This is a genomic window from Methanobrevibacter oralis, from assembly GCF_001639275.1.
GTDB lineage: Archaea > Methanobacteriota > Methanobacteria > Methanobacteriales > Methanobacteriaceae > Methanocatella > Methanocatella oralis.
On sequence record NZ_LWMU01000011.1, the window covers coordinates 40,580 to 55,935 of the forward strand.

At 27.1% G+C, this 15,356-nt stretch carries 12 protein-coding genes, 1 pseudogene and 1 CRISPR repeat array (1 of these 14 cut by a window edge); of the genes and pseudogenes, 8 read left to right on the forward strand and 5 right to left on the reverse strand.

From position 1 onward, the window contains the following. Positions 1-545: a CRISPR direct-repeat array (repeat unit 30 nt; unit sequence ATGTTAATCAGACCAATTTGGGATTGAAAT); it begins 1,670 nt to the left of the window's first position. A 59-nt stretch (positions 546-604) separates the two neighbouring features. Further along, positions 605-2,881 (reverse strand): ABC transporter permease, encoded by a 2,277-nt coding sequence (locus tag MBORA_RS00270; protein ID WP_042692449.1) that lies wholly within the window; start codon positions 2,879-2,881, stop codon positions 605-607. A 4-nt stretch (positions 2,882-2,885) separates the two neighbouring features. Beyond that, complete coding sequence (locus MBORA_RS00275) at positions 2,886-3,590, reverse strand: ABC transporter ATP-binding protein (protein ID WP_042692446.1); 705 nt, start codon at positions 3,588-3,590, stop codon at positions 2,886-2,888. A 468-nt stretch (positions 3,591-4,058) separates the two neighbouring features. Between MBORA_RS00275 and modA the strand changes: the two genes are divergently transcribed. The 8 genes and pseudogenes from modA to MBORA_RS00310 all read left to right on the forward strand — a co-directional run bounded on the left by modA (position 4,059) and on the right by MBORA_RS00310 (position 12,204). Further along, positions 4,059-4,847 (forward strand): molybdate ABC transporter substrate-binding protein, encoded by a 789-nt coding sequence (modA, locus tag MBORA_RS00280; protein ID WP_042692443.1) that lies wholly within the window; start codon positions 4,059-4,061, stop codon positions 4,845-4,847. An 18-nt stretch (positions 4,848-4,865) separates the two neighbouring features. After that, on the forward strand, positions 4,866-5,657 hold the full coding sequence (locus MBORA_RS00285; protein WP_042692439.1) for an ABC transporter permease: 792 nt from the start codon (positions 4,866-4,868) through the stop codon (positions 5,655-5,657). A gap of 26 nt (positions 5,658-5,683) precedes the next feature. Further along, a complete protein-coding gene (locus MBORA_RS10085) occupies positions 5,684-6,310 on the forward strand; it encodes an ATP-binding cassette domain-containing protein (protein ID WP_157944468.1) in 627 nt (208 codons plus the stop codon). 148 nt (positions 6,311-6,458) lie between these two features. Then, the gene (locus tag MBORA_RS10090; RefSeq protein ID WP_052331772.1) at positions 6,459-6,764 is read left to right on the forward strand and encodes a TOBE domain-containing protein; all 306 of its coding nucleotides are present in this window, start codon (positions 6,459-6,461) and stop codon (positions 6,762-6,764) included. 14 nt (positions 6,765-6,778) lie between these two features. Beyond that, the gene (locus MBORA_RS00295; RefSeq protein WP_042692437.1) at positions 6,779-7,255 is read left to right on the forward strand and encodes a methylated-DNA--[protein]-cysteine S-methyltransferase; all 477 of its coding nucleotides are present in this window, start codon (positions 6,779-6,781) and stop codon (positions 7,253-7,255) included. A 131-nt stretch (positions 7,256-7,386) separates the two neighbouring features. After that, entirely contained in the window at positions 7,387-7,932 is a 546-nt protein-coding gene (gene rbr / locus MBORA_RS00300; protein ID WP_042692434.1) for a rubrerythrin, read from the forward strand. A gap of 1,071 nt (positions 7,933-9,003) precedes the next feature. Then, a pseudogene (gene mtrA / locus MBORA_RS00305) lies at positions 9,004-9,516 on the forward strand (tetrahydromethanopterin S-methyltransferase subunit A); the annotation flags it as partial. A 159-nt stretch (positions 9,517-9,675) separates the two neighbouring features. Then, on the forward strand, positions 9,676-12,204 hold the full coding sequence (locus MBORA_RS00310; protein ID WP_063720068.1) for a helicase C-terminal domain-containing protein: 2,529 nt from the start codon (positions 9,676-9,678) through the stop codon (positions 12,202-12,204). 2 nt (positions 12,205-12,206) lie between these two features. On the opposite strand, the gene MBORA_RS00315 is transcribed toward MBORA_RS00310, so the two are convergent. Genes MBORA_RS00315 through MBORA_RS00325 form a run of 3 tightly spaced genes read right to left on the reverse strand, consistent with a single transcriptional unit; the run spans position 12,207 to position 14,969 of the window. Beyond that, entirely contained in the window at positions 12,207-13,643 is a 1,437-nt protein-coding gene (locus tag MBORA_RS00315; protein WP_063720069.1) for an ABC transporter ATP-binding protein, read from the reverse strand. Further along, positions 13,636-14,379, reverse strand: a complete 744-nt coding sequence (locus MBORA_RS00320; RefSeq protein WP_042692428.1) for an energy-coupling factor transporter transmembrane component T family protein — start codon at positions 14,377-14,379, stop codon at positions 13,636-13,638. The genes MBORA_RS00315 and MBORA_RS00320 overlap by 8 nt, the downstream gene beginning before the upstream one ends. A gap of 8 nt (positions 14,380-14,387) precedes the next feature. Beyond that, the gene (locus MBORA_RS00325; protein ID WP_042692424.1) at positions 14,388-14,969 is read right to left on the reverse strand and encodes an MptD family putative ECF transporter S component; all 582 of its coding nucleotides are present in this window, start codon (positions 14,967-14,969) and stop codon (positions 14,388-14,390) included. Between the last annotated feature and the right edge of the window lie 387 nt (positions 14,970-15,356).

The following is a 15,356-nucleotide window of genomic DNA, read 5'->3' on the forward strand; positions in this document are numbered from 1 at the left end:
TGGGATTGAAATCAGTGGAATAGGTGTAGTCTATTCCATCCTCACTCCCTATGTTAATCAGACCAATTTGGGATTGAAATTGCTGTACTTGTTGCAAGACAAATACGAGGTGTGATATGTTAATCAGACCAATTTGGGATTGAAATAGCCTTGGTAAGCCTAGTAAGAAGAAGAGTGAGGATGATGTTAATCAGACCAATTTGGGATTGAAATGGATTATATTTAAAAAAAGAAATATTCTAACCTAATAATGTTAATCAGACCAATTTGGGATTGAAATCCTCAAGAGTGTTATTCACATTCTTCACCTTCTATAAATGTTAATCAGACCAATTTGGGATTGAAATCAATTCATCATCAGTAATAATCACATCATTACCAGATGTTAATCAGACCAATTTGGGATTGAAATACACTCAACAAACCTTGCAACTGTACAGCTGTAACCTATGTTAATCAGACCAATTTGGGATTGAAATTAAATTTTCCCATCAATTTCAAGAAAAACATTGCTTATGTTAATCAGACCAATTGGGGATTGAAATCATGGATGTTAATTAGCCATAATGGTTTTAAAATAAAAAAATAAAATTGGGAATAATTTTTATTCCCTTTCTTTTTTAAGTGATTGAACCATGTCAATCTTTTTAAGTTTTCTTGTTAATAGGTAATTAACAATTAATGACAGCACTATAGTTAAAATAAAGCTTAATATTATAGTTCTTGCAGTATAATGTGTTGGGTAGAAGAATGTATCACCAACGGTATCCCACATGAAGTCTAGAACTGCATATCCTGTTGGTACACCAAGTACATATCCAACAATAGATAATGCTAGGTTTTGTGTTAAGAATAGCTTTTGTAGGTTTTTAGTTTTAAAACCAAGTACCTTTAATGTTGCCATGTCTCGCTCAACTTCGGTAAATCCGAGAATTCCTAAACTATACAGTACAACTATTGATAAAACAATTGCAAATATTAATAATGCTCCAACCATTAAATTGGCAGTTTCTGTTAAATCATCCCAACTTTTTACCAAATCGTTTATGGAATTTGCACTAGCTACACCAGTTAAATTTTTATCAACACTTTGATTTGTTATAATATAAGTTGGTTTAAAGTCAATGTCAAAGTCATCTAGCTTTTGAGGAGTCATTATAATTCCTTGTGTTGCTGGATCTGCATTTATAGCATCAATTTTTGATGTATGCCAAGTTGAATTTCCATATAAGTGCCATTTGATTGTATCTCCAACACCTACATTTAATAATTCAGATGTTTTTTGAGTTATTGTAATTCCGTTTTCAGGTAAATCAATTTTTTCCATATATTGGTTTGTTGGAGTTATTAAATCTGTTTTATTGTAAACTGAGAGTGTTTGTGTCTTTTTAACACCATTGGCCTCTATCTCAATAGCACCCATCATTAGCTGAGTACCATTAACCTCTTTTTGAATTGAATCAATTTGTGATGAAGTTATATTATCTTCAAGTACTAATTGGGTTTCATAATGGTTAATTCCTTCATATTGCCAACTTTTAAGGTCATCCATTCCATCTTGCATTCCAAATGCTGAAATTAATAAAACAGTACATCCAAGTACACCTAAGATTGTAACAAGAGATCTCATTTTATTTCGATTAACATCTCTTATGTTCCATCTTATACTGAAGTTTAATTTATCCCAGATTCTTGTATTTTCTAGTATTCTTATTTTAGATATTTTTGGAGCTTTTGGTTCCAGTGCTGATGCAGGGGATTCTCTAATAATATTTTTAGTTGCTATATATGTAAATGCAAGTGAAACAAGTACTAGTGAAGCCCCTACAATTATAAATTTTATATTAAATCCAGATTCCCAACTTGGTAGTGTGTAAAAGGTTGACATCGATGGGAAGAAAAGTGGAGGAATTATATAATAACCTAGTATCATTCCAAGAATACTTCCAACAAGGGTTAAATAAAATCCATAGGAGAAGTAATGTATCATTAATGATCTATTAGTAAAACCTAATGATTTTAAAGTTCCAATTTGGGTTCTTTGATGATTTACAATACGTGTCATTGTTGTAAGTAATGTTAATAGAGCCACTACAACAAATATTACAGGAAACATTACTGCAAATATTGTATGTTGATCTATTTCATCCATTACTTGTTTATCACTAACTAAATCTGATCTTGGCATAAATGTATTGTAGGTATCGTTATCAACTGCATTATCTAGTTTTTCATGATATGCTTCTGTGCTATCATTAGTTTTAATCAATAATTTATTATATTGGATTGTATCTAATGGAAAGGCTTTGTAAGATAAGTATCCAAATCCTTGTAGGCTAAAATCTGAAATTAGTCCATTATCTGATTCTTCATAAACATATTCAGGCGAATATCCAAGACCTCTAATTGTTTTTTCTATTGTTATTCCATTGAATTTAACTGTAATATTGTCTCCAATATCTAAATTTTTAGTTTCAGCGAAACGTTGATCTAACCAGATTCCTTTTTTATCATCAAAATCAATATTTCCACCTTTAATTGGATAATATTGTGAAAGTTCATTTTTTTCAATAAAATGCAGTGTTACAGTTGGGTCTTTATCTAGATCTCCTGTTGTTTTAAGAACTAGCTGTCTTTCAACACCATTGGTTGATGAAATATTAGATATGTCATCTAGGGTTTTGTTTGAAAAATTATCTCCATATAGCCAAATATCGGCCATATTGGTTTGGTTATAAAAATCATGAACAGAGTTATCAAGTCCTTGTACTTCTGCTCCAACACCAACAAAGACAAGTAATGTAATAAATGCCATTAAAAATATGGATATAAATTGCATTTTATGCTTTTTCATATCACGTAACATTTTCTTAAATAGCATAGAATCACCATTCAATATCATCAATTGTCATTGGAGTTTCGTTTATTTCGACATTTTCGATAATACCATTTTTAAGATGTATTATTTTATCCGAAATTTTAGCTAATTCAGTATTATGTGTTACAATAATGACTGTAGTTTTTTCTTTTAAACATAATTCTTGCAATAGTTTTATGATTGTATATCCTGTTTTAGAGTCAAGTGCTCCTGTAGGTTCATCACATAAAAGCATTTGTGGATTTTTAACTATTCCTCTTGCAATAGATACTCTTTGTTGTTCTCCTCCTGATAATTCTGATGGAAATTGATTTGCATGGTCAGCTAGTCCAACTTGACTTAATACTTTCATTCCATCAATTTTCCTATCAGATATGTCATTTAATAATTCGATATTTTCTAGTGAAGTTAAGCTTGGAAGTAAATTGTAAAATTGGAAAATAAATCCAATATCGCAAGCTCTATATTTTGTAAGTTCTTTATCGGAAAATTCAGATATTGTTTTTCCATTTACTATAATGTCTCCACTTGTTACATTGTCAAGTCCACCTAATAGGTTTAATAATGTGGATTTTCCACTACCTGATGGACCAAGTATTACTACAAATTCTCCTTCATTTATTGTGAAGTTAAGTTTGTTTGCAGCTTTTAAAACATGATCTCCAGTTTTATATTCTTTTGTTACATTTTTAAATTCTATTAATTCACTCATAGTACCCTCCTGTAATTTAAGTTTTTTGTATTCAAGTTAGACTATATTATTTAATAATATATAAAATTTAGGTATACCTAAAAATTTAACATTTGTGTAAAAATTCTCTAAAAAAATAATAATGCTTTAATAAATAGAATTATTATTTAAGTAATTAATTCTTAAACATATCAAAGCTTTATAATAATTACTTTAAATAATTAACTCATAACGATATGAAATTATTTACTAAGATATTATTGATAAAAATAAATTCTATATATAAAATTCTATTTTAAAATATAATATTTACTACATAACAGCTATAAAATCGTAGTTTATAGATAATAAAATTATTTCGCTTTGTTTTTTTAAATAATAACATTTTATATTTTAATTTAATATTTATTAAGATTAAATAATAAGATTTAAATATACATCCACATCGATATTATAATAGATAACATTTGTTATCAAAGGAGAGGTAATATGGAAAATAAACAAATTTTTATAATTATAGTCGTAATAGCAATAATCGCTATAATTGTTGGTGCTTTTGCAACAGGCACAATAGGTAATAGTACTTCAAGCGAGAAAGGAAGCATTGAAGTTCTTGCAGGTGCAGGATTTAGTAAAGTTGCACCAGAATTAGTAAAAGCTTTTAATGAAAAGTACCCGAATATTGATGTAAATGTAAAATATGGTGGAAGTGGAGAGTTATTCGCAACAATGGAAACTCAAAAAGAGGGAGATGTATTCTTACCAGCTGCATATAAATACATGAATGAATCAATAGCAAATGGTTATATGGACAATGCTACTGTTAAAAACATTACTGAAAATGTACCAGTAATAGTTGTTCAAGCAGGAAACCCCAAAAATATCACATCTTTACAAGACTTACAAAAAAGTGATGTAAAAGTAGGATTAGGTGAAGCTGAAGGACCAGCAATTGGTAAAACATCTGAAAAAATCATGGAAAAAAATAACTTAACAATAGACCCAGAAGTTACAACAACAACTGTAAATCAATTGTTAACCTATATTGTTTCAGGAGATATTGATGCAACAATTATTTGGAAAGACATGACTGTATGGGATGAAGCTAAAAACATTGAGGTTATAGAAATTCCACAAAACCAAAACTGTCCAAGTACAGTTCCTGTTGGAGTAACAAAATTTGCTAAAAACCCTGATGCAGCCCAAAAATTTGAAGACTTTCTAACATCAGATGAAGGAAAAGAAATTTGGGAAAAATGGGGTTTTGAAATAAAATAAATTTTATATGTTGATGATATGAGATCTAAATTTGAATGGCTGTTTATAGTAATTACAGCAATTATCACTTTATTATTTTTTGTTGTAATTTTTAGTATGTTTTTAATTCCTAATTTTGATGGATTTATAAAATCATTAACTTCAAGTCAAATGCTATTTGCAATAGGTCTTACACTATCAACTTCTAGTGTATCTGCACTTCTTGTAGTGTTGTCATGTATTCCTATGGCATATACTCTTAGTAGATATCATTTTAAACTAAAATGGCTCTTTAAAATTATATTAGATATGCCAATGGCATTTCCAGAAATAGTAATAGGCATTGCACTTTTAATGTTTCTTGGAAACTATGGAATAGGCCAATACTTAGATGCACTAGGCATTAAATTAGTTTTTAATAGTATAGCTATTATTATAGCTCAATACTTTGTAGCTTTGCCTTATGCAATAAAAATGCTTTACTCTACATTTGATTACATAGATACTCGTTATGAGTTTGTTTCACGTAGTTTAGGATATAGCGAGTCTGATACTTTTTTTAATATAACTCTTCCATTAGCTAAACAGGGATTATTTGCAACAATAATCATAACTCTAGCAAGATGTATTGGAACATTTGCAGCTGTATTATTTGTTGGAGGAGGTATTCTAATGAAAACAGAAACATTAGCTATTGCAATGTATCTTAATTTATCAACAGGGGACATCGACATGGCTATTACAGCAGGAATACTTCTTGTAATTATTTCATTTATAACAATTGCCGTTATGGAAAAATATGCCAATGATAATTATTCTGAGGTGCAATAATGTTTTTAGAAATAATAGATTTAACTGTGGATTTAGACGATTTTAAGCTAGATAAAATAAATTTTTCAGTCAATAAAGGTGAATATTTAATATTAATAGGTCCAACAGGTTCCGGTAAATCTGTTCTTCTTGAAACAATAATAGGATTTTACAGACAAAACTCAGGATTAATTAAGCTAAATGGAAAAGAAATAACTGAAGTGCTACCTGAAAAGAGAAACATTGGTATCGTATATCAAGATCATGTGCTTTTCCCAAATATGAATGTTTATGAAAATATTAAATATGGATTGAAAAGGGATAATAGTCTCACAGATGATGAAATTGATAAAAAAATCCACAAAATGGCACGTATAATGGAAATAGAACATATCCTAGATAGAAACATTAATACATTAAGTGGCGGTGAATCTCAACGAACAGCACTTGTTAGGACATTAATTGTAGAACCTGAACTTGTTTTAATGGACGAACCGTTTAGTGCACTTGATGTTACAACACAAAAAAGACTAACTGAGCTTATAAAAACAATAGGAAATAATCTAGGAACAACATTTGTTCATGTAACTCATAACTTTAATGATATATGGAATTTAGCAGATAAAGTTGGGGTTATGAAAAAAGGAGAATTACATCAGATAGGCTGTTTATGAAGTATTTTCAAGACCAGAAAACGATTTTGTAGCAGATTTTGTTGGAATTCAAAATATATTTGAAGGAAAACTTAAAAAAGGTAAATCCTGCGAATCACTTGAAATAGTTATAAATGATAATTTAGTTTTATTTAGTAATGATTATAATGTGTGTATTCATTTAGAAGAAGGGTCTAATGTTCTTGCAGCTATCAGGCCAGAAAATATTATTTTTTCTAATACAATTCAAGATTCATCGGCTAGAAATAGAGTTAAAGGAATTGTTAGAGATATTAAAATAACAGGGCCTGTTGTTAATATTGAAAGTGAAGTTGAAGGAATAATTTTTAAAGGACTGCTTACAAAAAGTTCATATGAATCTTTAGAAATTGAAATTGGAAAAGAAATATATTTAATATTCAAATCATTAAATGTAAATGTCATTGACAGATATAATACTTTTAAAATTGAGTAATAGGAGGTTTTAACATGTATAAATCATATTATGATTCAAAGTTAGGTAAAATCATACTTTTAAGTAAGAATAATAAATTAACAGGCCTTTATTTTGAGAATCAAAAATATCTACCATTAAATCTGGATGATTATATAAAATCTGATGATTTAGATATATTTGTAAAAACAAAAGAATTACTTGATAGTTATTTTAAAGGTGAAAAAGTTGATTTTTCAAAATTAGATATTGCTTTAGAAGGTAGTGATTTTAGATTAAAAGTATGGAAAATACTTTTAAAAATTCCATATGGAGAAGTTACAACATATGGGGAAATTGCATCAAAAATATCTAAAAATATGTCAGCTCAAGCAGTTGGTGGAGCAGTAGCTCACAATCCAATATCCATTATAGTTGGATGCCATAGAGTTGTTGGTAGTGATGGAAGTTTAACAGGATATGCTGGTGGAATTGAAAGAAAAATTGAACTATTAGAACTAGAAAAAATGTAATAAATTTTTTACATGGAAAACTTTTTTAGTAATATTTATTAAATCTCGGTGCTAAAATAATAATAAGTAGCTTATAAGGAAATTTCTTTTAACTACTTAAAATTTGGAGATTATATTTTTTGGTGATTGACATGGTAAATTTAAAAGGTACCAAAACAGAAGCAAACTTACAAGCAGCTTTTGCTGGTGAGTCACAAGCACATACAAAGTATCAATACTTTGCAAGTAAAGCTAAAAAAGAAGGATATGTACAACTACATGATATTTTCATGGAAACTTCTAAAAACGAAAAAGAACATGCTAAAATCTGGTATAAACTTTTACATGATGAGGACATCCCAGACACAATAGCTAATCTTAATGAAGCCGCTGATGGTGAAAATTACGAATGGACTGATATGTATAAAACCTTTGCTGAAGAAGCTAGAGAAGAAGGCTTTGATGTTATTGCAGCATTATTTACTATGGTTGGAGCAATTGAAAAAGAACATGAAGAAAGATACAGAACTCTACTTAAAAATGTTGAAGAAGGAACTGTATTTAAAAAAGAAAGCGAAATTGAATGGAAATGTAGTAACTGTGGACACATTGTAAAAGGATCACAAGCTCCTAAAATCTGTCCTGTATGTAAACATCCTGAAGCTTACTTCGAAGAAAGAGCTACTAATTACAAATAGATTTTTTCTTTTATTTTTTTTCTTTTTATAAACTTACTAATTCTTTTTTTATATTTGGAATTGAGAATAGGTAGTTTATTTAAACTGTATAGTGATTATTTTTATCAAAACACTTTTATTTAATTCTATAGGTCTAATACTTAAATATTACTTTAACTTTAATTGCTAAGGAGCATATTCAAAGTCGTTATTTATAATATAGTTCTAAAAATTATTACTTTATATCCTTGATTTATTTTTAAGATAAAATTCATGTATAAGTCCAAAGTTAGTTTAGCTTTAAGGATATATTAACTTAAAATGATGGTATGTAGTTTTAAAAATAGATATGTTATATTGTTAAATAGTAAAAGATAGCTTAAAACTATCTATTTACTATTGTACTTGAGTTTAATGTTTTTAAAAAAACATTATTTTAGTATTCCTAAATTTGTTAACATTTCTGTTAACACTTAATTATTTTAATTAGATAATATTTAAATATATCAAATTTTTATCATACCTAAATTATTTTTTTTAAATAATATTCAAAACAAAATTGTACTTGCTATACAGATAATCTTGCATCATCATTATTAATGCCAAATAGTGCTTTGTATTGACTTAAAAATAAAATTTTTTCATGGAATTTAAGAGATATTATAAAATCTGAACAGTATTTTAAAATTAGTCACTTATCATTACTTTACAGACTTTTAAGTCTTAATTTTATTAATTTAAATGAATTTAATGAATATAAGTTAAATGTAACTCATGAAACAGAAAAATTAAGTTATGATATTTCTTTTTATAAATCATCCTCTGAAAGTCAACAATATTTTTCATTAGATGAATTAATTAGGTTTATACAAGGAGTATTTGAAAATAATAAAATTTCTCAAGGAAAACGAAGAGAAATATTATTAAAATCTTATAGAAGTGATATGATTTATGATATTGATAAAGAGTTAGGGCTTCTTGATTAATAGCTAATTTTTACCATACCTAATTTTCACCCTTTGTAAGTGACAAAATATTTATATATAATAATTTTTATAATTCAAATCATAGAATGACAAGGAGGAATTATTTATGGCTGATAAAAAAGCACCTGCTGATGGTTGGCCAGTAATCAGTGGGGATTATATTGTAGGAGACCCTGAAAGTCCAGTTGCTGTTACAACTTTAGCTTCTCACATTGAAGCTGATCTTACTGGAGCAGCTATTGCGGGGCCATGTAAAACAGAAAACTTAGGAATTGAAAAAGTAGTTGCAAATATTATTTCAAACCCTAATATTAGATTTTTAATATTAGCTGGTGCAGAAGTACAAGGCCATATTACTGGACAAAGTTTCATGGCTTTACATGAAAATGGAGCAGATCCAGATAAAAAGAAAATTATCGGAGCTACTGGAGCTATTCCATTTGTTGAAAATGTTCCTTTAGAAGGGGTTGAAAGGTTCCAACAACAACTGGAAATTGTTGATTTAATTGATACTGAAGATATAGGTACTATTCAATCTAAAATCAATGAATGTGTTGAAAAGGATTCTGGTGCCCTTGAAGAAAAAGAAATTGTAATTGCAATTAATGAAAATAATAAAGCTTTAGATATTAATTCTTCTGAAGAGAAAATTGAATCTGAAGCATAAAAGTGGATTTTATTTTAAAAGTTCACTTTCTTATCTTTTTTTTATCAATACATATTTTAAATAATATTTATAAAGATTATCCACTAAATATAATTATGATTGGTGAGCTTTATGAATATTAATCAAAATAAATGGAAATATACTACTTATTCAGATGTTAATCCTGAAGTTAAACAATATTTTCCATTTTCTAAAGCTAGAAAAGGCCAATTAGAATTAACATCTGAAATACGCCATGCTATTGATAATGGTTATAAATTCATTGTTTTAGAAGCTGGAACTGGAACTGGTAAATCTGTAATAGCTGCAACTCTTGCTTTAATGGCAGAAAATGCGTATATTTTAACAATGACTAAACAACTTCAAGATCAATACTTAAATGATTTTAAAAACATAGGATTTAGACTTATTAAAGGTAAGGGAAATTATCCTTGCATGACTTATATTGATGAGGGTATATCTGAGTCTTGTGAATTTGGAAAGTGTGTACTTCAAAATTATAATTGTAAATATAAAAAAAACTTAAACAACTTAGAGGACTGTCTTAAAGATGATTGTTGTATTTACAGAAGAGAAAAATCAATTGCACTTCATAGTGATGTGGTTATTACAAATTATTCTTATGCTAATTTAGAATTAAATAATTCGTCTGATTTTACAAAAAGAGAGTTAATGGTTTGTGATGAAGCTCATAATTTAGAAACACAACTTATGGGTGTGTTATCTTTAGAATTGTCTAGAAAAGAATTAAAAGAGGATATTAATTTTAATTTATCAAAAGAAGTAGTTTATAATCTTCAAATTGGTGATTACTTAACTTGGATTAATTTTATTCAAGAAATAACCAATAAATATGAGAATAAAAAAGATGAACTCGAAAAATTAGTATCTTATGATAACGTTTCTTTAACTAAGTTTTATAAAATTATTAAAAGTAAGATTGTTAAATTTTATGAATTTTTAGAGCTAATAGAGGAATATCCTGAAAATTGGGTTTTTGATTATAATAAAAAATCCATGATAGCTTCTTTTAAACCAATTACAATAGATAATTATGCTCGTAAATTGTTATTTAATCATTGTGATAGTTGTCTTTTTATGAGTGCAACAATACTCGATTATGAGCAATTTGCTAAATGGTTAGGAATTTCAAAATCAGAAATTTATCCGATAAGGATGAAATCCCCTTTTGATGTTTCAAGAAATCCAATTAAAACATGTGATGTTGTTAATTTGTCTTACACGAAACTTAAAGAAAACTCTCCAAAAACAATTCCAGTTATTAAAAAAATCCTTAATGCTCATAAAAATGATAAAGGAATTATCCACACAATAAGTTATGATTGTAAAGATTTTATAATGAATAATTTACATAACTCAAGATTAATTGACCATAATACCTCAAATAGAACACGTATTTTAAGAGAATTTGAAGAATCAGATAAACCTTTAGTTTTAGTTAGTCCATCAATGAATGAAGGAGTTGATTTACCTGGAGATAAGTGTAGATTTCAAATAATTTATAAAATACCATATCCAAATATCTCTGATAAACAAGTGATGATTAGAAAAGAAATGGATAATATGTGGTATGATTATAATACAGTAATCAATTTAATTCAGACTTATGGAAGAGGAATGAGATCTGAAAACGATTATTGTAAAACATATTTCATTGATAACCGCTTAAAAGATTATGTTATAGTTGATGATTTTACATATAATTTTATTCCCGATTTTTTCAAAAAAGCAATTAATATTGGAATGGACGATCTATCTAAATCAATTGAAGAACATTTAATAGCTTTAGGAGATGACAGAAAAGTAAATTCAATAATTGACAATAGCTATGAAGTCACAACACTAGATGATTTTGAAAAAGTAGACTTATATCATGACTATGACACATCTAAAAGTAATGAGGCGGTATTAGAAAAGTTTGAATTAATTCAAGCTGGTAAGGATTTAATTTTTCAAAAACGTTATGATGAAGCTAGTGAATATTTTTGCTGTTTAACTAAACACAAGTATTTTATTAATGATTATTATCCGTATCGTCAGTTAGTAATTATTTATGAGAAAATAAAAGATTATAAATCTTTAGAAGAAATTATTTTTAAATTCTTAAAAAGTGGAATTTATTGTAATAATCATAATTACTTATGGTTTATGATTAAATTAAAAAGATTTAGCGAGATTAATGATAATATAATTCAAGGATATGAAGAATATTTTAAATTAAACTCTTTAAAAAATAAATATAAATCAAATACTCCAGTTGTAATAGCTGAGAGAATTAAAGGCAGATCTTGTGATGAGTTATATCTTTTAAGTGAAAAAGAATATGATGAAATTCAAAAAGCATATGAATTAGAAGAAATTGGAAGATATCTTGAGAGAAATAATGAGTTTACAAAGGCAATTGAGCATTATTTAAAAGTAATTAAAGACCTTAAATATTATTCATATACATTTCATAAGCAATTATGCATCGATTTTAGAAAAATAAGAGAATATAATCGTGAAATGGAAATTATCGAAGATTATTTTAAAAATCCTAAAGTGTCAAAAACAGATTATTCAGATAAATGGTTTAAAGATAGACTATTAAGTCTTAAAAAAATTAAAAAAGGAAAATAGTTTTAAATGATAAAGAATTTTTTTAATTTTTCTTCATCAATTTTATAACTATCTATTATTCGTCCATTTTCAAAATGTAGAACATGTGAACAGGATTCACAAATTAGTTCATAGTCATGTGTTACAATAAATGATGTAATACCTAATTTTTGAAGGTTAACTAAAATATCGCTTACTTCTCTCATGTGTCTTAAATCAAGACCACTTGTAGGTTCATCAAAGATTAAAATATCTTTCATTGAAGCAAGTGCACTTCCAATAGCTACTCTTTGTTTTTCACCACCAGATAATGCCATTGGGTGTGTGTCTTTTAATTTATCTAGATTTAACTTTTTAAGTATATCTAAAGCTTTGTTTTCATCTTCTTCATCCATACTTAAAAGTAATTCTTCTAAAACACTTTCTGTAAATAGTTGGTGGTTCACATCTTGCATTACCATGAATGATCGTTTTAAACGTTTTTTATTGTTTAAAATTTCCCCATCCATCGTAAGCTTTCCTTTACAACTTCTTTCAAGTCCACAAAGGCATCTTACAAATGTTGATTTTCCTGCTCCGTTCTCACCGATAATAGCTATTATTTCATTTTGAGGAATATCGACATGCTCAATATTTAAAGCTTCATTTTTTTTATAGCTAAACTTAAAATTATCTAGTGACATTACTTTACTATCGTTGGAATAATATGTTGGATGTTTAACTTTTGTATTTTTTAAATTTAATTCTCTTAAATTTAATTTATTAAAGTTTTTTTGTTTAAATTCATCAATAGTCCAATCATATAAGATTTCACCATTTTTTATAAATAGAACTCTATCAACTACATCTTTTAAAAAGAATAATTTATGTTCAGCTATGACAACAGTTTTTCCTTGATTTTTCCATTCTTGGATTATATTTTCAAATTCCCAGCTTGATTTATAATCTAAGTTTGAAGAAGGCTCATCTAAGATTATAATATCAGGGTTTACTGCTGAAACTGATGCACAAGCTATTTTCTGTTTTTCGCCACCAGACAACTTAAAAATACTTCTATCTATGATGTTATGGATTTTATAATCTGAGGTAACTTGTTTGAATCTTTCTTCAATATCACTAACACTATAACCTAAATTTTCACAACCAAATACAATTTCACTTGTTGTATCAACATTGAAAAATTGTGTTTTAGGATTTTGAAATACAGATCCAATGTTTTCAGCTAATTTATAAATTTCTATATCTGCAATATTGTTATTTTTAAAGTAAGCCACTCCATTTTCATGACCATTATAAAAATGGGGTATTAATCCATTTAAAATACGGGTAATAGTTGTTTTACCACAACCTGATTCACCACATAATAAAATAACTTCTCCAGAAGATATGTTTAAATTAATATTTTTTAAATCATATTTTCCTTTGATATAACCAAATGATTTATTTTCTATTTTAAACAATTGTTATCCCTCCAAATTTAGATAAAATAAAAAGTAAAAATCCAATGATTACAACTGCAGATACTATAATATCACTTTTTCCAAAATTAATTTCGCAAATATTTGTTCGCTCATTTGGATTACTAAGTCCTCTTGAAAGTGATGCTGCTGTAAGTTCATCACTTGTTTTAACTGCATTAATTAGAATTGGAATAAATAAATACTCAATTAATTTATGAGGAGCTTTTAGAGAATCAATATTTAATCCAATACCTCTCATTTTCATTGCATCTCTAATAGCTTTAATATCTTCAAATACGGTTGGAACATATCTAAAGATTACAGATATTGGTATTGTAACATATCGAGGCATTTTAATTTGCTCAAGTGAAGCTATTATTTCGCTTACTTTAGTAGTTATAAAAAAGTACACAGCCATCAGTCCAATAGGCAACATTCTAGCAAAGGTATAAGAAAATCCAACAACAAAAATATTTAAAATTCCAGTTGTAGATTCAACTAAATATATCTGTGATAGTTTAGCTAATATAAACATTATTATATAAATAATAGCTATTTTCTTATGATTTGATAAAAATAAGCAGAAAAATGGAATAAGAGAAAAAACTACAGTTATATATAATGGTACTTCTGTAAAAGCCATAAAACTTAACAAAACTAATGAAAATAGCTTTGTTCTAGGATCTAGTTTTAATATTCCATTTTCTGAATTCTTATCGTATGAACTAAGTTCCATTTAAACGCCTATACAATTCCAGCTTTTTCAAAGTGTTTTTTAAGTAATAGTCTTCCAATATAAGCTCCGATTAAACCTGCAATAAATGTTGCTATTAGTAATACAAAAAAGGATTCATTGGTTACATAAAGCATTACAATATCAGTATATTCTTTTCCCATTTGACTAGACATCATACTAAAATAGTAATCTTTCATAATAAACATTGGAATCATATTTCCCATAACGCCTAAACAGTAGGTTGCATATGCAAAATATGTATTTTTAACAGATGTGTAATTACCTTTTCTAAGTATTAAATCAGCTATAAATCCACAAATTGTAAATGATATAATTGGTACCCCGGTGTGGCCGGTTCCAAAGAATATTAATCCTATAAGTAATGATAATATAGTAACCATTCCAAATTTATTAGCTTTAGTTAAGAATAGCATAAATGGTATTCCACAGATTATTGATAGTATTACTGGTAATCCAAACATTAATATTGGGATATATCCAAGCATTCCGAAAGTAAACATTACAATAAACAATATTACTGTGAATATTGCGATTGTAATTAAATCACTTATTCCTATTTTTTCGTCCATATAATTGTCTCCTAATTTATTTATTTGAATTAATATTTTTAATTCATTTTTAGGTATGGCTAAATTTTTATATAAAGTTATCTATTTTATTTTAAAAATTGTTATTATTGTATTGAAGGGTTTTTGAGTTAAATAAAAGAAAATGTTGTTAAAAAAATATATATAATGAGACTGTCCAATAATTATTTTGAAATTTTTTTCTTTTTTATTTTTCTTATTTTTTTAATTTGAATATTAAATTTTTATAGTATTATTTAATTCTAATTTTTAAAAGTAGTTAATTATAAATATGTGAGAATGTAAATAGTTTAATAAGCACAAAAAACTCAAAACATTCTCACATTTTATTTTTATGTATTTTGTGACACTTAAATGTTTTGGTTTTTG